We start from the raw sequence: 18796 nt of genomic DNA, 5'->3' as shown, positions 1-18796 counted from the left end.
GGTGCGTTTTCAGGCAAACACTGAATCGCACCGGCTTACCCGGTAGGTTTCGAATCTGTTGCCCTTCTTCCACCAAGGGGCTTGCCGATTGCATAATCTGTGCGACATAATGAAACTTATGTGATCACAAAATTCGTTACGCCCAATGCGCATACTTTTTGCATGGCTTGGTAACTCAGACCTCCGCGCCTCGGGAGATGTGTCAGGCGCGGATCTCGGCCCCATCTTGATGGCGCTGGAAACGCGGGTCTATGACCGCCTAGTGCTCCTATCAGATCATGGGCAGCAGAAAACGCAGAACTTCTTGGCGTGGCTGAGCGGAAGATTCACTGGGGCTACAGAGGTGCGGTACGCAAAACTGCGAAGCCCCACCGACTTCGAAGACATATACGTTGCAGCCAACGCAGCGGTGTCTGAAACCCTCTCTTCTTCACCTGAGCTCCCGTTCACTTTTCATGTGAGCCCTGGCACCCCTGCCATGGCTGCTGTGTGGGTCCTGTTAGCGAAAGCCAAGTACGGGGCCAGCCTCATAGAGTCTTCTCGTGAACACGGCGTGCGTCCTGTGGTTGTTCCATTCGACCTGGCCGCTGAGTTCCTTCCAGTTGCGAGCAAGCAAGCTGATGAAGCTCTCGCACACCTTGTTCAAGGGTTGCCCCCACCTGCGCCGGAGTTCGCCAGCATCATTCATCGCTGCAATGCGATGAAGCGCGTAGTAGCCATGGCGCAGCGACTGGCGCAACGGGACCTGCCGGTGCTGATTCAAGGCGAGTCTGGAACAGGCAAGGAGCTTTTCGCGCGGGCGATCCATGCCTCAAGCAAGCGAAAGGATGCACCATTCATCGCAGTCAACTGTGGGGCGATTCCGCTCGAGTTGATCGACTCTGAGCTATTCGGTCACGAAAAGGGGGCTTTTACGGGCGCTCATACTGGTCGCGTTGGCCACTTTGAGGCGGCCGATGGCGGGACGCTTTTCCTGGACGAAATCGGTGAGCTTCCGCTGTCGTCTCAAGTTCGGCTGCTTCGTGTGCTCCAAGAGCACGAGGTGACACGCATCGGGGCTAGCAAGTCCCGAAAAATCGATGTGCGTATCGTTGCCGCGACCAACCGAGTCCTGCCTGAAGAGGTTCGAGTTGGGCGATTCAGAGAGGATGTGTTTCATCGAATCGCAGTTGGCATCTTGGCATTGCCTCCCCTGCGCGCTCGCGAGGGAGACCTCAATTTATTGATCGATGCTTTGCTTGCTCAGGTCAACCGCGAAGCAGCATCCCAGCCTGGCTTCAAGCATAAAACATTGTCTGTAAGCGCAAGAAATATTCTTCTTCGCCACACTTGGCCGGGCAATGTGAGGGAGTTACACAACGCTCTTTTGAGGGCGTCCATCTGGGTGCCAGGAGAAGAGATAGCCGCCGAGGATGTCACTGAGGTTCTGTCTCTGACGTCTAGTCGCTCAGACGACACCATTTTGGGCGCAGCACTGGGTGAGGGGTTCTCCCTGCCTGATTTGATGGCAGAAGTGGCCCGCCACTACCTTGAGAGGGCGATGGAACAGAGCCACGACAACAAAACTGAGGCGGCGAAGTTGCTGGGCCTTGGCAGCTACCAGACCTTGACGAATTGGCTACTCAAATACCAGCCAAGAAGGCCTGGCACGGATGGTGCTTGATGATAAGAACTTTTATGCATTGGAGGCCGGGCCATGGGGTTTGCCAAATACCAAGAAGACATCGTGAGCCGATACGTAGGCGATCTCGCGATGCGTTCCACCAAGGCGCCGGTTTCACCACCCAAGACACCAAGTCTGCAAACGAAAAATCAACCTGATCTAAGGACAAAGAAGATGAGCAGTCTCAAAAAATTCGCTGTCGCTACGCCCCGGCCTTTCCCCGTGATCGTCTTGGCTGACACAAGCGGCAGCATGGGGGAGAACGGCAAGATCGAGGCGCTAAATGCTGCGATTAAGGAGATGGTCTCGACTTTCGCCAAGGAGAGTCGTCTGCGCGCCGAGATCCAGGTGGGCTTGATCACCTTCGGTGGAAAGGCGCAGATGCATCTACCGTTGGTTGCGGCGCATGGCGTCGCAGGGTTCTCGGAATTTCAGGCTGGTGGTGTTACTCCGATGGGTGCTGCATTTGACCTCGCTCGTCAGTTACTGGAAGACAAGGATCGCATCCCCTCCCGAGCCTATCGCCCCGTTCTGATTCTTTTGTCTGATGGACAACCGACCGACGACTGGGAGGCTCCTTTCAAGGCTCTTTGTGACTCCGAGCGGGCACAGAAGGCGACCCGACTAGCAATGGCGATTGGGCCGGATGCCGATGAAGCAATGTTGAAGGATTTTGCAAACGACGCAGAGGCTCCCATTTTCAAGGCCCACAACGCCCGGGACATCCACCGCTTCTTCCGTGCAGTGACCATGAGTGTCACCACTCGCACTGCAAGCAAAAATCCAGACATCTCAACCGCATTCGTTGTCCCGCCCCCGGATGACGACGCACTAGACCTCGACTTCCAATGAGGTTTATTGCCTGCGGCGCGAGCGTCATCGGCCCCCGACACGTGGACCTGGGTGAGCCAAATCAGGACGCCATGGTTCTGGCGGGTTGCCGAGGTGGCTGGATTGCGGCTGCGGCAGACGGATTGGGATCGCGAGCGCGTAGTGATCTGGGCTCACGTAGTGCCTGCCAAGTTGCCCGGCGGATCTTGCGCGCCACATCGAGCAGCTTCGATCTACCCGCAACTCTGCCCTTGATTCATCAGCAATGGCTCGAGGCGATTGATCCGACAACTCCACGAGACGCCGCGACCACACTGCTGTTCGGTCGCGTGACAGACCAAGGCGAGGTCCATGCTGCCCAATTGGGTGATGGTCTTCTGCTGGTGAGGTGCGCTGGCGAGTTCCGTCGCGTTACGCCAGAGCGCACAGCCTATGGCAATCAGACTTGGGCACTTGAGTCCATGCACCTGCAAGACAAATGGAACTGTACCAGGGGCCGATTCACCGAGACGGGTGATGGTGTAGTCCTGATGACAGATGGCGTGGCCGATGACCTCGAATCTGCGCATCTTGCTGACTTCTTTGATGCGCTTTATCAAGACTTAAGCGCTCGAAATCGGCGCAGGGGCAGGCGCTGGTTGCAGTCTGAATTGAATGACTGGGCGACCCCCTTACACAGCGACGACAAAACACTCGTGGCCATTTTTAGGACTTCTGAATGAGCACAGCAACACCAGAGGCACCAAAGAAGAACCGGACGGTGCTAGACCAACACGGTCAGTCCTATGAGCTGACGGGGCGTATCGGCGAAGGCGGTCAGGGGATCGTTTGCACGACCAACTACCCCAACGTTCTCGTCAAAATCGCGCGTGCAACCACAGATGAGAAGCGAGCCAGTTGGACGAACAAGATCCGCGCTCTTATGCGTCAGCCACTTGACGGCCTCCCGATAGCACACCCGCAAGCCCTCATCACTCAGCCGCAGCCCGGTTACGTCATGGAATTGATGGATGGACTGGCGCCAATGACTGCACTGATGCAGGTGGCGACTGACGCCTTGATGTCAGATGATGGCCTCTCCGGCTATGTCAAGACAGGTGGCTTGTTGCGTCGGTTGAAGATGCTGGCGCGACTGGCTCGGGTGCTGGCGGATCTGCACGGCCGAGGACTCGCCTATGGCGATCTCTCTCCTGCAAATGTCTTCGTATCGCAGTCACTTGAGTACGCCGAAGTCTGGTTAATCGATGCTGACAACGTTGCGAGTCAGTCGCGCGATGGTCAACAAGGAGTTTTCACCCCCGATTACGGGGCTCCAGAGATTCTGAGGGGAGAGTCCGGCATCAATACACTGACCGACAGTTGGAGTTTTGCGGTCATGGCGTATCGCATCCTCACGCTGGTTCACCCCCTCAAGGGGGACGTTGTGCTTGATGGTGAACCCGAGCGTGAAGAGGCGGCCCTCCGAGGCGAACTCCCTTGGGTAGATCACCCAGTTGATCGCAGCAACGCCTTGTCGATAGGTCTTCCCCGCGAAATCACACTCAATGCTCCACTGCGAGCGCTGTTCGAACGATGCTTCAATGCCGGGCTGAATAATCCGGGTGAGCGGCCAAGTCTAAGTGAGTGGGCTGATGCCTTTGAGGCCGCCACGGGGCATTGCGATCAATGTGAGTCTTGTGGCAACACGTTTTTCTACACCTCAAAGCACACCTGTCCATTTTGCGATCACGCCCAGGATGCGAATCGTACGATCCTCTTGCAGGAATATCGCTATATGCCGCCTGATCTGCTCCGGGAGGGCTTGCCGGAGGAGGTTCCAGAGTCGTTGATTCGAAAAGAGTGCTGGACTCGCACAGGCAAGGCGATGGTTTTGAGTATGAGCCCTGCCGAGTTAAAGACTTTGCCTTTGGGGACGTCCCTGTACGCGGATGCCCGTCTGCTATGCACTGTCGAACTTGCCAGGGATGGCTTGTGGATAGAGCCATCAGCCGGTACGAAAGTCTCCTTGCAAAGAGCATCTGACGACAAAGTCGTCCCGGTTGTGCGTCGGCAGCGGCTCAAGTCAGACAGTCGTTCAGGAGTGTCTTTCTGGCTCCACCTAGGCGCAGTAAAAGAAGAGCACGTCGTTTGGCGCTTCAACTGGTGAGGTAACGATGAAACTCGGCGACTTTCCTCTTCTGTCGAGTGAACTTGTCCAGTTCACTTGTGACGACCTGGGAACTGATTGGCAGATCGGTGAGGCCGTGTCAGTACAGGCACACGGTAATGACTATCTTCTCCGACAGGGCGACTCCGTTTGCGTCGGCGAAGTAGAAGGACGCCAAGATCGAACTGCGCTTCAGGTCCAACGAGGCCTGACGTTGTGGGTGTTAAGAAATCGGCATGGCGAGGTTCTCCACCTTCAATCGCTGGATTTGGTCGAGCAGATCCAGTTGGATTTGGCGATTTCTGTTGATGAGGCCATTGCGGAGCAATTGGCCAGCAGGGGGGAGATTTCTGCTCCAGACGTACCCACTACAGTTGGTTGGTTGAATGAGCAATTCATCTCTGCCGAGAAAGCACCGCACCCAGAAATGGATCGTGTTTTTCTTGGTCGCTTCGACAACGTTTCCGATGAGAGTTTCGTTCTATTTGGTGCAGGCTGGCGCGGCAACGTCAAACAAGAGGCTGGCGTGCTGAAACTGATGAGCGTCACTCGCCTCAAGGGTGCTACAGCACGTGTGGCGATGGCCGTTGGCAAGATCTCTTTCCAAGATGCCAGCGTCGCCGTGCGGCTCCAAAGTACAGAGCAGCGCGCACTCTTGGATGCCGCGCTGCGCGACAACGGTAGTTACCTACGTTTATGGCAAGAGTATGGTGCGCTCGAATGGGAGCAAGCTCGAGATTGCGCGAGGGAACTGGGTTCTCTTCGCTTCAATAGCGCGGAACTCGTCGAAGGCGAACTGTGGGCCTGGTTTCTAAAAGTTGATGCTGATCATCTGAAGGATTTCAGGAAGCGATGGAAAGCTTTGGGGCTGGCGAACACGACGCAAGTGGAGCTTGGGGATCGGGAGCTTGATCTTGATTCCGAGCTTGAAGACGCGCCGGGCAAAGCTGATCGAACACGCCGTCGCCCGGTTCGCGGTGTATTGCGGTTCGAGCGAGATGGCGTGGTCTTGGTTCCGAGTCAGGACAGGCGCTCAGAACGCCCCCCAACCAAGGGGTTCATCTACTACTCACTATCAGGTGATGAAGCCGTACAGACCCGTCGTGCGCGCGCAAGGCAATCTATCAATGAAGGGCGGCGACTGCCGCAATTGAGCTACTTGCTGGAAGGGGTGGCTCCGCCAAGCGCCCGGCGACGTCAGCTCGACGGCTTATCCACCTACGCCAAATCTTGTTTCAAGGGTGTTCCGACCAAGCGCCAGATTGAGGCGTTAGAGAAGGCGATAAATACACCTGATATCGCACTGATCGTTGGCCCACCAGGAACGGGCAAGACCCAGGTCATTGCAGCTTTGCAGCGCCGCCTTGCCGAAACACTCGGTGAAAACTCGCTGCAGCACCAAGTGCTGATCAGCAGTTACCAGCACGATGCAGTGGATAACGCCCTTAATCGTGCTGAAGTCTTTGGCTTGCCTGCCGTTCGAATTGGCGGTCGAGGGCGCCGTTACGAAGGCGGTGTCGACCCCGTTGGTGTTTGGTGTGAACGCAAACGGAAGGAAATCTCTGTTCTACTCGACGCGATTCAGTTGAATGACCCGCTGACTCAACCATTGGAAGAGCTTGATCGGCGCATCACGGCATTGAGACTCGCAAGCATGTCGGCACAGGAACGCCAAACACAGTTCGAGCAAATTGATATCCTTTTGCGTCAGTTGTTCGATCTAGACGTTCGTCTCCCGGCCCAAGTTAAGGACCGATGGGATGATTTTCTTGCTCAGCAGCAGAGAGTCGAAACCCAGCGTCAGGCCAATGAGCCTGCTGGGCTTGTGCGCTTGCTGAGGGCTCTGCGCACGAGTTCTATCGGGTTCGCCGATGACGGTCCGGACAGAGCTCACCAGCTTGAGCGCACGCTGCGGCGCAGCAACGTCAAACTTCAAGATTCGGAATGGGGCTTGCTCCAGCGACTTTCAGTGGTTGCCCATGCCACTGAAGCAGACCTTGCTGAATTGGATGCGTTTAAGCGGTCCATGCTGGATCGGCTGAGCCCCGATTACAGGCCCCCTCAGCTTAAGCAAGCGTTGAGCGGAGAAGCACTTGGTCTCTTGGCCGACATTGAGCACGCAATCGACGCGCCTTTGCGTCAATCTCGCCGTGGTATCTCTGCGGTAGTGGCCTCGTACCACGCGGCACTCGCTCAGGCCCCCAATGAGGCAGCGAGAGCTGTTCGCGAGTACGCCAGCATCGTCGGTGCGACATGCCAACAGTCAGCTGGTAATGCGATGAGCAGTTTGAAAGAGTTGAGCGACCTAGATGCATCAGAGGGAATTGAGTTTGACACGGTTGTCATCGACGAAGCCGCAAGAGCAAACCCTCTCGACCTTTTCGTTCCTATGGCGATGGCGCGGCGTCGCATCATCCTGGTCGGCGACCATCGACAACTACCTCACCTTGTTCAGCGAGAGTTGGAAGACGAACTCATTTCCAGACAAAGCCTGACTGAGGCTCAAGCGAAGGCGTATGAGCAGAGTCTTTTTGAGCGGCTGGTGAAGCAGCTTAGGGAGCAAGAGAAAGTCGACAACATCAAGCGCGTCGTGATGCTCGATACGCAGTACAGAATGCATCCGACACTGGGTGACTTCATCAGCAAACAGTTCTATGAATCTGAGGGGTTGGACGTCTTGCACTCGGGGCGACCTGCGCAAGATTTCGCTCACACGATTCCTGGCTACCAAGGCAAATGTGCTGCTTGGTTGGATGTGCCTCTGCAGGACGGGAAAGAAACATTCCTAAAACCCGGTTATCAAAGACGGGCGGAGGCAATTTCTATTGCAAAAGAGGTTAAGCGGATTGCAGACTCTTGTGGGCCGTCGCTGAGCATTGGGGTCATCAGTTTCTACCGCGCCCAGTGTGACCTGATACTTGATGCACTGGCGGACGAGGGCTTGGCAGAGGAAGAGGATGGGGAGATCCGGATCGCGCGCTCCTACCGGCAGACTGAATCAGGTGATGAGCGACTGCGCGTCGGCACGGTTGACGCGTTTCAAGGCAAAGAGTTTGACGTCGTCTACCTGTCCGTAGTGCGAGCTAACGACGTGGTGATTCCCGATCAGAAGGACGGGGAAGAGCGCGAACGATTGCTAAACAGCAAGTATGGACACTTGCGGTTGGCAAATCGCATGAACGTGGCGATGAGTCGCCAGAGGAAGCTCCTCGTCGCCGTCGGTGCCAAACACATGGCCGAAGGGCCCGAGTCCGAGGAAGGGGTACCGGCTCTGGCTGCATTCCTCAAGCTTTGCAGAAAGGAGATAGCGCATGGCCGCTAATCGCTATCTTCGCTTCGATATCCGTCGCCCCCCGGGTGGGCGGCCGCTTTTGTGGCCTGTCCGCGTTTGGAAGGTCCTTTATCCAACAAATCGTGTCCTCAAGTTGAACCTGTTCCAGCAGGCGCTCCTTGGACTGGCAAGGGCCAGATGCCAGGACAGTTCGGAAATGGCTGAGTTGCTGGGGCTGGACCGAGAACTGGTGGCATTCATCATTGCAACCCAACTGATCCCGAACGGCTGGATGACCACTTCGGGATCAGTCACCTCTCAAGGTGAGCGTGTCCTCGAAGAGGCTCAGGATGCCAGCGAGGAAGTCCGCATGGGGTACGCATATCAGGACGCGATTTCGGGGAACTGGCTGCCGCGATTCACTGAAGAACTTCCAGAGATCGAAGCGAAGCGAGTCGATGAACGTGGTTACCCAGTGTTCCTGCGAGACCTCGATTCCGGAAAGGAGGATCGCCCCTTCCGCCTCAATCACTTCCGAGAGGGCGCACTGGATACAGCGGCCCTCTTTGATGCGTTTCAGCGCTATCGGACGGATCACGAGCACGCCAAACAGCGTGATGACGAGCTTTCGGCACGTGTCCGCATTGAGAGCCTGAGCTTCGTCGAAGATTCGGCGCAGCCGATGTGGTTGTGGACATGGATCTTTCCAGACGAGGCTGGGCCACAACCCTGGTTGGTTGCCGATCCGTTCGGGTTGCAGCAGGCTGCGTCGTGGTTACGCAAACCACTGCAGGAAGTCTTGCCGCGAAACGATGGACTTGCAAGATACATCGCTGACGCGGTGGGTGAGACAAGATCGAACGATTTATCGGCAGAGGAGTGGCTCCGATCCCTGGAGAACCAGATCGACTTGACACTGCTTGCAGACTACAACTGGTCGCGGAAGGTGCCGATTGTTGAGGGATACCTCGCCAGCGTTCTGAGACGAAGATCCGTACTGGCGAGTCAGGAGCGGTCTTGGCAGGAGGATGTGACTAGCCTTCTCATTGAGACTCACAACCTGGCAGAAAGCGTGCTGCAGTGGCTGTTGAAAGCATACCCGTCGGACATTCGTAGATTGCCGCACTGGAAAGACCAGAGGGACTGGAAAGATGGGGAAGCCCAATATTACCTCCAGTTCTTCAACCTTCCTTGCCTCACCGATGACGTAATCAAGCGTTTGTCTGAGCAGCGCCTGGATCAGGTGCGCACAGCGGTGAAGCGCGGTAGCAGTTCGCTCAAGGCATTGTTGTTTGCAGGACTTCTAGGGACCGTGGATCAAGCATCACACCCCTTCCTCAAGTTATCCGCCGATGAGCTTCAACTGACTCGTCTGCTTGATATGGCTGATGCTCGCAACAAAAAGGCCGGGCATTCAGGTAGCGAGAGAATCGATAGAGAAGAAGCTATGAAGCACGCTGACTTTGTCATCGAATGGATTCAAATTTTTAAGGGCTGGTATTGAAGTGGCAAAACACAACAAGGGGAACAAAGCCCCAGTCGCGCAAAACGCAAATACTGCACAAAGTGCGGTCGCATCGGCATGGCAGAAAGCAACTGCTGGAATTGGCTCCCTTGCATCGTTAGTGCAAGGCGATGCTTCAGCTGTGGCACTCCCTGAATTGGAGAAAGATCAGATCAGCGAGTTGGATAAGGTTGAGCCCGAGAAAAAAATCGAGCTCGAGAGGTTGCTCGCGGATATCTCTGATGTCGCAAAGAGACTTCGTGATCTACATGAAGACGCGCAGAAGCGCACAGAGGATCTGGTTCGCAAGGAGGAGGCATTCTCCCGCCGAAGTGATGAGAACAAGAGGCGAACCGAAGAGATCCACAAACTCGACGAAGAGTTGAAGCAAAGACAAGTTGAGATAAAAAAGTCCGAATCAAGTTTGGCCGATAAGGAGCGTGAGCTTGAGAAGCGAGAGTTGGATGCGCGTTCCGGTTTTGCCGCCCAAAACGTGGCCGCACTCAGTGATCTCAAAAAGGAAATCGTGGAGCTCGAGTCTAAGAAGACTGAGATTCAATTCGGCATCCTTCAAGCGGAGCAGAAAGCACGTGACGATGAGTCAGCGCGCGCATCCGAACTGATGGAGCGTGAGGCGGAGATTGCAAACAAGGAGAGAGCTCTACAGCAGCAACAACGGCGACTAGATGCTGAGTGGAAAGAGCTTGAGCGTGAACGTGTACAGATCCGCGAAGATGCACTTCGCGAGGCCAGTCAGGAAACTGCCAGATTGACCGATGCTCGACTACGCGCAGAGGCACGCCTTGAAAAGGTTTACCGCGACTGGACATTGACTGAACAGAAACTAGAGCAATTCCGGGAGTTCTCAGAGGCATTGGCGGGGAGGTCTGCCCGCGAGATACTTGACGAGTTGGCTGCCCAAAAACGTCGAGTCACTCAATTGGAAAACCAAATTGCAAACAGCCAGGATGATCAGTTGCAATTTGAGAACGAGGCGCTGCGAAAACTCCGTGACGAGCAAAAGGCTCAACTCGACGAGGTTCATCTGGATTTGGCTGATGCAAAGGCTCAACTTCATCGCCTCCGCCTCGGCGTGAGTGACAAAGAGAACCTGGAAAGAGAAAAGCGCGCCCTGGAAAAGAACAATCAGATCTTGAGTGCAAGACTCAATGACTTGGGCAAAACGGTAGATGACCTAACCCAGTCAAAGCAATCCGAGAAGCCGTTCCCTCAAATGGCATGGATGGATTCTGCGTCCCCTGCCGATTGGATTAAGGATCGCAAGGCCAAGGAGTTGAGCCTGCCGGAGCAAAACGTTCCTGATCTGAAAAAATTCTCTGTTGAATTGCAGCACCGGATCGCTCAAGCGGAGGAAGGTGCAACACTGCATTTCCGCCTAGAAGACATTCAGTTGCTTATTGCCGGGTTGGCCATGAGCCAGCTTCACATCTTTCAGGGAATCAGTGGCACTGGCAAAACAAGCTTGGCGAAGGCATTTGCAAAGGCTGTCGGGGGGCATTGCACTGACATCGCCGTCCAGGCTGGCTGGCGAGACCGTGATGATCTACTGGGGCACTACAACGCTTTCGAAAAGCGCTTCTATGAGCGCGACTGCCTGCAAGGTCTCTACCGTGCGCAAACTGCCGCTTACAAGGACCGGTGCAACATCATCTTGCTGGACGAGATGAACCTGTCGCGCCCGGAGCAGTATTTTGCTGAATTCCTCTCGGCGCTCGAAAAGAATGACACAAGAGATCGACTCATCAGTTTGTCGGAGAGCCAGTTGCCGAACGCCCCAGCGCTGCTGGTTGAGGGGCGAAGGATTCGGGTTCCCCACAACGTCTGGTTTGTAGGCACTGCTAACCACGATGAAACAACGAACGAGTTTGCTGACAAAACCTACGACCGTGCTCATGTCATGACGCTTCCCCGCCACGAAGCGGGATTCAAGGTGGAGCCAAAGCCGAAGGCCAGCTTTAGCTATGGATCTTTGATGGAGCGATTCGATGCTGCTGTGACACAAAACGCTGAGGAGGTTTCAGAGTTGTTGGCGGAGTTGACCACGGGCCCGCTCACGAGCCTCTTGCAGGATCGCTTTGACTTGGGTTGGGGCAATCGACTCGAACGTCAGGCCATGCGATTTGTCCCTGTTTACATGGCTGCCGGCGGTCGCAAAGAAGATGCTCTGGACCATTTGCTTGCCAGCAGGGTATTCAGGCGCGGGAAGGTCACTGGTAGATACGATGCGACCGTCGATGATCTTGCCGCCATCGAACAAGCGCTGACCACAGTATGGAGGGGTTGGAAATCGGAGCCTCGCCGTTCCCTTGCCTTGTTGGCTGAAGACCGTCGCCGCAAGGAACGTGGGGCATGATCAAGGAACGTGGGGCATGATATTTCTGGACCGTCTTACGGGTAGCAAACTCAGCCGCCTACCCGACGCGCTTCTGCCGGGGCGGTATTGCTTGCTTGAGCCACTCGTGGTCAATGGACACAGCCGCTTGCAGCCCGGCGATCTGCTCTCGGATGACGGGTCGGGCGTCCTCCGGATTCAAGACACTGAATCCCAGGTGCTCGCTATCGATCAGTCTGACGACGATCAGGCGGACTCCGATCTGTCTGCAGAGGCGATTATTTCCATTGCCGGAAAAAACGCTCACGCACATGATGCAAATGTCTCGCCCATGCTGCCCGCTGAGATGGCCGCCCAATGCGCGCTCGAAGAACTTGAGCGCGACTTGGCGGCGGTACTCAGAGATGGTCATCTGCATTCAATATCTGACCGCCCCCGCAGAGACCTTCGATATGACAACTTGGTTGCGCCAGTGGCGCGAGCTCGACGCCTCGCGACTTCGGCATTAAGTCACCTAGCGTCACACTCTGATTGCTGGCAGCAGCGTACGCTCAGTGGTGTTCAACCGCGCAAGGTTCTCGCACGTTTCAGCGAGGACGACTATGCCATCTATGAGAACAGGCTCTACAAGCGGCTACTGGATCGCCTTGATCGACACCTTGCTAGGAGATTGGCTCGCATCCGGGGAGTCAATTCACGACTGGAGCGGGCTTTGGAGTTCCAGGACTCTGAGCAGACGCATTTTCGACTTCGCCAGGATATCTGTCGCCTTTGGGGGGAGTCATATCTTGATGACAAGACCGGGATGCAGTTGGAGGCAGGAAAGCGTGCACTTAGCGACTTGGAGTCCCAGTTGCGTGCAATCAGAGGGTTGAAGCAAAGGGGGCTTTATTCGCTGGTACCTCCTGCATCTGTGGTTCCTTCCCAAGTTCACCGTACAAACATTCTCAACCACGACCCGCACTATCGTCATCTGCCCCCGCTTTGGGAGAAGTTGAAAGATGATCGAGAAGACCGGCTCTTATCCCCGGAAGAGCGCTTGGCGCGGCAACTGCAATTGCAACTGGCTTACGTCAGTTACGTTGGTCTTGTGATCAGGCGGGCGCTTGAAAGGTATGGTCTGCGCAGGGTTGATGGAAATTTCGTCTTCAGTTGGGCGGGACGGCGTTTCGTACTACGGCGTGATGTACATGATTGGGTCGTAACTCAGTCTGAGGGATCTACCCTGAGGATCGTGCCGATTGCATGGTTCGGCGCGTCAATAAATATCAGTGAGAGTCTGGAGCCTGATCGCATCGTGTGTTGGCCAGGCGTGCCAACCAGTGTCGCATCGCCGCAGAGTCTTCCTGTCTCACCGCTGGACCTTTATGTCGTGGAGAAGGTGGGGAAGTTGATCGATGAGTGGATGTTGCGGCAGTTGCTCCAAGGTCATGGCCGAAAACTGGGGCCGTTGCCCACACCGGCCAAAAAGCTAACCGAGACTTGGCCCGAACAGTTTGAATCTATTTCGCCTACCCACGTCAGGCTCCTTGCGCCACTCGATGGTCAGAAAGCTGCCGAACTGAAGGCATCACTCAAAGGTGCGGCTAATTCGCAAGTTGAGGGCGCCGTCGGGGATGCCATCGAGCAGATCGCAGCACTTGCCCAACTTTGCGGACATCCAGCACGATTCGAGCGCGGGCAGCAGCAAGACTTCTACTGCCAATGCGGGACTTGCCAGACAACTTGGTCGCTCAAGACAACAGGGAAAAGGCGACACTTCTCTATGCGACCGAAAGGCGCCTCTGCTGTACCGGAGGCGGATGGCTTTGTTTGGTCTGGGAGGGATTGGCTGGATTTCGACTTGGATTTGGCAGGGGGATGATGGGCTGCTTTACGAACTATTGCTGACCGAATCAACCTGTAGGCAGATTGGCAGCAATGGCCGAAGCCTTGCGGGTGAGCAGTAGCAATGAATGGCCGGTCTACTCTGTCACCAGCCGTAGCAACCGGGTGCCGTGTAGGACCGCTGTGGGTCGAGTCCGGACGGTGGCTTCACCATGTCGTCGGACCAACCGATCGAGATGTATCGGACGAGGTGGTCATGAGCGAGTTGTGGCTGCGCTTGGCGATCAGCAACGCGGGTGAAGACGAGGGCCTCAGCGTGTGCGGATAAATCGCGGTTTCGTGTGCGGATTCCTTGGATACCCACGGCGTGGATACCAGCGGCACACGCTCGTCGCTGGCCGATCCGTGGTCCGATTCCCCGGCCGATTGACCGGCAGAATAGCAATCCGACGTGCCCATTGATTCGCGGGTGGAGCGCCGATTACGAACGCTGCGGACCTCGCAATGAGGCTTGCAAAGAAAACCGGCGCGGGGCCGGGTCTGTCTGCTGGTGCTGGTTGCGGTCAGCCGACGTTTTTCAGCGCCTCAGCTTGATCCCGTAGCGCCCACCGTAGCTCACGGAGTAGCTGGCGGGTGCCGCCTTTGTCGGCATTGTGCGCCACGATTTTCTTACCCTCATCCGTACGCGGCCCCGTCGATTGTTCCCAGGGGCGCCATGATCGGATCAGCGCCGACTGCCGCGCTCGTCGCTCGGGTGTCCATCCGCTCATCGGGTGCTTCCTCCAATAGTTTGTTCGGCTCGGTTTCGATTTCCCGCTTGCGGGACGGTGTCGTCACGCCGTTGTTGATCTGCTGCTGGCCCGTCGTCTGGTTGATCTGTTTGGCGTAGATCACAGGCGGGTTTTTGATCGCCGCCAGCGTTTGGAGCGTTGCCCGGCTTTGGGACTGCGCACGCAGCGCCAGCCGCATGAAGGCTTCGAGATTCGGCATGTGCGATTGCATCATCGCCTTCTCGGTCAGTCGGGCGAACAGCGTTTGCAGCGCGGTCGCTTGAGCAGAGAGCATCGCTTCGGCGTGCGTCATGTCGCCGCTGCTGAACGCCGCGCCCTGATCCTTGAGCATCAGCAGCATGCCCGGCACGTCGAGCGGCGCTGTCAGATCTTGATGTTCGCAAGCCATGATGACGCGATGCGCGGCCACCTCTGGCGCAGTGATCGCCTTCGCGTAGTTGCCGTGATGCTCGGCTGGATTGTCCGACGCTCTAACCGGGATCGCCTTGCTTGGCTTCGGGTTCGGCGGGGTTTTCATTCTGGTCGCCATGTCAGTGCATCCGATGCAGGTCGCCCGCATCCTTCGCCACTACGGCGTTGTCCAGCCCCAGCGCCTGCGCATCGGCTTGTATCTGCTCCATGTGCTGCTCCGCCTCGGCAGGCGTGATGCCCAGCTTGGCGGCCATGTCGTCGAGTCGGTAGAACTTTCGGCCGGTGTCGTCGCATCCGAATGGCTCGGGCATCAAGCCCATGTCACGCGCCATGTCGTGCATTTCGCGTGCGGACCAAGCGGGTGCGGTCTGGATGGCCAGCATCAGCAGGCGGCGTGCAATGGGGTGGTCGTCGCCCAGGCCAGCCGCGGTGTCCTTGTACTGCTGCATCAGTGCGCTGAACTCAGGGGGGAATTGCTTTTTCATGGCGTCGTTCCTCATTCGTGCGGGTTGTAGCTGGCGCAGGTCGCGCCCTGGTCGGCAGGTAGCTGCCGAAGCGGGTGATGCGCGCCATACGCCCCAGGAAGATCGTCACGCCCGCCGCCGCAGTAGCCCGCCGACAGGCCCGGCCTCTTTCGGTGTCGGCAGGTCGAGCAGCCCCGCGCCGCCGATTCCATGCGTACCTCGTTACGTACCGGTGTGCGTACCTCAGGCAGCGGTTCAGCCGCCACGGCATCGGGATAGGCCACCAGCACCTCGACATGGTCGGCAGCAGGCGCGAAATACACCTCCACCGGCTCGCGGTCTGCGTAGTGCAGCAGCCAGCGGGTTGCCCAGATCGGCGGCGCGGTGTCGGTCGGCGTCTCGCTGGAATCGCCCCCGCCTTTGTCTTTTTCTGCCGTTCCAGCCGTTCCAGCCGTCCAGGCCAGTGTTTGCAAGGGATTCGCTGGAACGTCTGCCGGAACGTCTGCCGTTCCAGCCGTTCCAGCGGCCCGGCTACGTCTGGCGATCAGGTCATCAAGCCCCATTGCCCACCTCACGCAGCGCATCGCCAAAAACGGGATAGACGCGCATCCGGCGACCGCCGATTCGCTCCAGCCTGGACCGCTCCCCTTCCGCGTTCGCCTTCGGGATCGCGCCCGCCGCCTCCAGTACGTCGAGCGCCCGTTTGAAGTCGAAGCCCCTCAGCGCCTCGCGTAGCCCTTCCGCGTTGAACAGGTACAGCCGCCCGCCCGTGTCGTCAGGCTTCCACCAGCCCGCCCGATCACGGATCGCCGCGCCGTCTGCCGTCCAGTCGGAGAACCGGCTATCCCCGTGCCGTTCGAGGAACCCGGCCAGCTTGTCGAGGATTTGCCGCCGCTCGTCGTTGCCGCCGCCGCGCATGGACCGCCACGCCTGGAACCCAATCACCGCAGCGTCGAGCGCCGCACCTTCCGGCCAGCCGGTGATGCCGTACTCGGTCGCCAGCTCGCCCGCCAGCGCGAGCATCGCAAAGCGGGATGCGGCGCGCTTGTCCTGCCCTTCGGCCTCTGGCGGGTTGAACTCGGTCAGTGCTTTCAGGGATTCGAGCCGCACGGCCATGTCGCGCTCGTCGTGCGTCAGCCTTTCGAGGAACGCCCGCCCGGCCCGGCCATGATGTTGAGTCGCCGCCCGCTTGATCGCGTCCGACAGCGCGGTGCCGCTCGCCATGCCGTGAAGTTCATCAAAGCAGCCGAAGCGCCGCGCCGCAGGAATGTCGAGCAGCCGCACCGCCTGCCCGGCCTTGGTGCGGTGCCCGCCCTCCATCATCGTTGTGCCGATGGTGCGCTCGCCCGTCGACACAATGAACGCCTGCCAGCGGGTCACGGATCGCGCCGCGCCCGTTCGGCTCGCACGCTGCTTGCCGCGCCCATTGCCCAGGCTGTAGACGATGGCCCCCACCTCGCGCGGGTCGCATTCGCTGATCTCGTCCAGTGCCAGCAAGCAGTCATTGAACAGCGCCGCCGCGCCTTCCATGCCGTTTGCCGTTGCCCGCCAGCTCCGGCGATACCCAGGCCCGCCCCACACGGAACATGCGGCCTCAAGAATCGTCGTCTTGCCGGTCGAGGAATCGCCCACGAAATGCAGCCCGCCGCCTTCGGTGTTGGTGCGCTTCAACAGCGGCCCGGCAAAGGCAGCCGACAGCGCCAGCAGGAACAGCGGATTCGCCACCGCCCGCGATGCGATCTCGGTCTGCCACCCGTCGAGCGTTCCGGCCTGCCCGTGCTCGTCGTGCGAGCGTTCGCCGCTCTGGAAGATCACGCCCGCCGCATTCGGCCCGATCACCGCATCCGGCAGCACGAACACGTCACCGCACCATCCGACTTGCAGCGCGCACCGGATGCGCTTCTTCGGCGTGCGCTCTTGCAGGTAGCGTGCGAGCGTCTGGCGCGCGAAGGGATCAAGTTCCAGCCCCATCGCCAGCAGTTCGCCGCGCAGGTCGGAGCCGTCGCCCTTCAGCAGCTCCATCGGCATCGCCCACGAACGCCAGCGGCCCGCCGTGTTCTTGAAGCGCAGCAGCCGCCCGAAATTGTTCTCCGTGCCGTCGAAGGTCTGCGCCTCGATGTGCAGCGGCCCGCATACCCAGGAGTCGACGGGAACCGGCATCTCCTCCTTCTTCGGCTTGCTCATGCCGTGCAGCCACACGCCCGGCCTCAGCTTTCGCCCGGTGTCGAGCAGCGTCCAGCCGTCGTAAACCTTGAAGCAGGGACGATTTTCCTCCGGCACGGACGGAACCGCCGTTTCCTCGGTATCGCCGCCATCGCCAGCGGTCGCGGCCTCGATCAGATCGGCCAGCGCCGGAACGCCTGGAACGCCTGCCGTTCCGCCTGCCGTCCCACTGGAACCCGCGCCGTTATTGAGGTGGACGGCTGGAACGTCTGGAACGTCACCAAACGAATGAGGGGATGCAGAATCCGCCGCCGCGCCTTCGTCCGCCCCCAGGTCGGGGAAACTTTTCAGCGAGCCATTGAGTTCACGTCCGTTCCGTTCCGCCGTTCCGGCCAGTATTGGCGCGGGACTCGGCTCGATCACTGGAACGTCTGCAACGTCTGCGCCGAAAAGATCGGCGGTCATGGTGTCGAATGCCTCACTCATGACGGCCCCCTTTGCGACGGAGCATCGCCAAGTCGTTGAAATCGGAACCCGGCACGCCCTCGGGGAACTCCGGCAAGATCAGCTTCGCCCCGGTCGCCTTCGCCGCAGCGGTCGCATACGTCACGCCCGGATTGCCTTCGGTCTGGCGGTCGTTGTCCGCGCAGATCACCAGTTCAGCACCAGCCCAGGCGGAACGCGCCGCCGTCGCCACCGGCAGCAGGTTGCCCGCGTTCATCGCGCACAGCACCGGATGCCCGGTTTCCTGGTGCAGCGTTGCGCCGGTCGCCCATCCTTCCGCGAGCAGGATCGTTGCCGGGTTGGTGAAGTCGCCAATCGGAGAGAACAGGCCACCCGCCCGGCCCGACTTGAACCGCTTGCCGCCGTCCGCCTGGATGCGCTGGACATTCCACAGCAGGCCGAAGGCATCGAACAGCGGGACGATCAGCAGCCCGCCGCGCTGGCGCAGGTTGTGTGGCCTTACGCCCTTTCGGGTCAGGTACGGGTGCGCCGGGTCAGCCGGTGCCGCAGCGGCCCATTCCGCCCGCGCCTCGATGGCCCGCGCTTCGTGCTCCGCCCGCCGCTCGGCTTGCGCCTTCAGCCGCGCCGCCTCGATCAGCCTGGAGAACGTCTCGCGCTCGGCATTGGACATGCGCTTGCCGTCCGCCGCCCAAGTGGAGCGCAGGCCGGTTTTCCAGTTGCCGAACATGCCAGCGGGTCGCCCGTCGAAGTGCAGGACGAAGTAGCCATTTCGGCTTCCGGCCTTGTCGCCCTGGACGTGGTAGCGATGCAGTTGCCCATCAGCCTCGATCACGTCAGGCGGCGTGATGTCCGCGTCACGCATGGCGGCGCAAAACTGGTCGATGGTGCCGGTGATGGCATCGCGCAT

General features: G+C 58.5%; 13 protein-coding genes. 8 read left to right on the top strand and 5 right to left on the bottom strand.

Going from position 1 to position 18796, the window contains the following annotated elements; all coding sequences use genetic code 11:
* The first annotated feature begins 409 nt into the window (after window positions 1-409).
* The 8 genes from Tharo_RS02970 to Tharo_RS02935 are packed head-to-tail and all read left to right on the top strand — an operon-like array spanning window position 410 to window position 13632.
* Complete coding sequence (locus Tharo_RS02970) at window positions 410-1663, top strand: sigma-54 interaction domain-containing protein (protein WP_211309652.1); 1254 nt, start codon at window positions 410-412, stop codon at window positions 1661-1663.
* A 33-nt stretch (window positions 1664-1696) separates the two neighbouring features.
* The gene (locus Tharo_RS02965; RefSeq protein ID WP_211309651.1) at window positions 1697-2515 is read left to right on the top strand and encodes a vWA domain-containing protein; all 819 of its coding nucleotides are present in this window, start codon (window positions 1697-1699) and stop codon (window positions 2513-2515) included.
* Window positions 2512-3216 (top strand): PP2C family serine/threonine-protein phosphatase, encoded by a 705-nt coding sequence (locus Tharo_RS02960; RefSeq protein ID WP_107219947.1) that lies wholly within the window; start codon window positions 2512-2514, stop codon window positions 3214-3216. The genes Tharo_RS02965 and Tharo_RS02960 overlap by 4 nt, the downstream gene beginning before the upstream one ends.
* The gene (locus Tharo_RS02955) at window positions 3213-4640 is read left to right on the top strand and encodes a protein kinase domain-containing protein (protein WP_107219946.1); all 1428 of its coding nucleotides are present in this window, start codon (window positions 3213-3215) and stop codon (window positions 4638-4640) included. The genes Tharo_RS02960 and Tharo_RS02955 overlap by 4 nt, the downstream gene beginning before the upstream one ends.
* Window positions 4641-4647: 7 nt before the next feature.
* Window positions 4648-7962, top strand: a complete 3315-nt coding sequence (locus Tharo_RS02950) for a DEAD/DEAH box helicase (RefSeq protein ID WP_107219945.1) — start codon at window positions 4648-4650, stop codon at window positions 7960-7962.
* Window positions 7952-9415: a hypothetical protein gene (locus Tharo_RS02945; protein ID WP_107219944.1), complete on the top strand. Its 1464-nt coding sequence runs from the start codon at window positions 7952-7954 to the stop codon at window positions 9413-9415. The genes Tharo_RS02950 and Tharo_RS02945 overlap by 11 nt, the downstream gene beginning before the upstream one ends.
* Window position 9416: 1 nt before the next feature.
* Window positions 9417-11789, top strand: a complete 2373-nt coding sequence (locus tag Tharo_RS02940) for an AAA family ATPase (RefSeq protein ID WP_159051655.1) — start codon at window positions 9417-9419, stop codon at window positions 11787-11789.
* A gap of 16 nt (window positions 11790-11805) precedes the next feature.
* The gene (locus tag Tharo_RS02935) at window positions 11806-13632 is read left to right on the top strand and encodes a DUF2357 domain-containing protein (protein WP_107219942.1); all 1827 of its coding nucleotides are present in this window, start codon (window positions 11806-11808) and stop codon (window positions 13630-13632) included.
* 638 nt (window positions 13633-14270) lie between these two features.
* Here the strand turns inward: Tharo_RS02935 and Tharo_RS02925 are convergent.
* From Tharo_RS02925 to Tharo_RS02910, 5 genes are read right to left on the bottom strand one after another with little or no spacing between them, the layout of a single operon-like run.
* Entirely contained in the window at window positions 14271-14915 is a 645-nt protein-coding gene (locus Tharo_RS02925; protein WP_107219940.1) for a hypothetical protein, read from the bottom strand.
* Between the two features lies 1 nt (window position 14916).
* Window positions 14917-15282: a hypothetical protein gene (locus Tharo_RS02920; RefSeq protein WP_107219939.1), complete on the bottom strand. Its 366-nt coding sequence runs from the start codon at window positions 15280-15282 to the stop codon at window positions 14917-14919.
* Between the two features lie 11 nt (window positions 15283-15293).
* Window positions 15294-15824, bottom strand: coding sequence for a hypothetical protein (locus Tharo_RS17540; RefSeq protein WP_159051654.1), 531 nt, complete (start codon window positions 15822-15824; stop codon window positions 15294-15296).
* Window positions 15814-17910 (bottom strand): DUF927 domain-containing protein, encoded by a 2097-nt coding sequence (locus Tharo_RS02915; protein WP_245880983.1) that lies wholly within the window; start codon window positions 17908-17910, stop codon window positions 15814-15816. The genes Tharo_RS17540 and Tharo_RS02915 overlap by 11 nt, the downstream gene beginning before the upstream one ends.
* Window positions 17903-18796, bottom strand: a complete 894-nt coding sequence (locus Tharo_RS02910) for a toprim domain-containing protein (RefSeq protein ID WP_107219937.1) — start codon at window positions 18794-18796, stop codon at window positions 17903-17905. The genes Tharo_RS02915 and Tharo_RS02910 overlap by 8 nt, the downstream gene beginning before the upstream one ends.

The organism is Thauera aromatica K172, from assembly GCF_003030465.1.
Taxonomy (GTDB): domain Bacteria; phylum Pseudomonadota; class Gammaproteobacteria; order Burkholderiales; family Rhodocyclaceae; genus Thauera; species Thauera aromatica.
The sequence above is the reverse complement of the archived record's forward strand: the minus strand, read 5'-3'. Positions and strand labels throughout refer to the sequence as shown.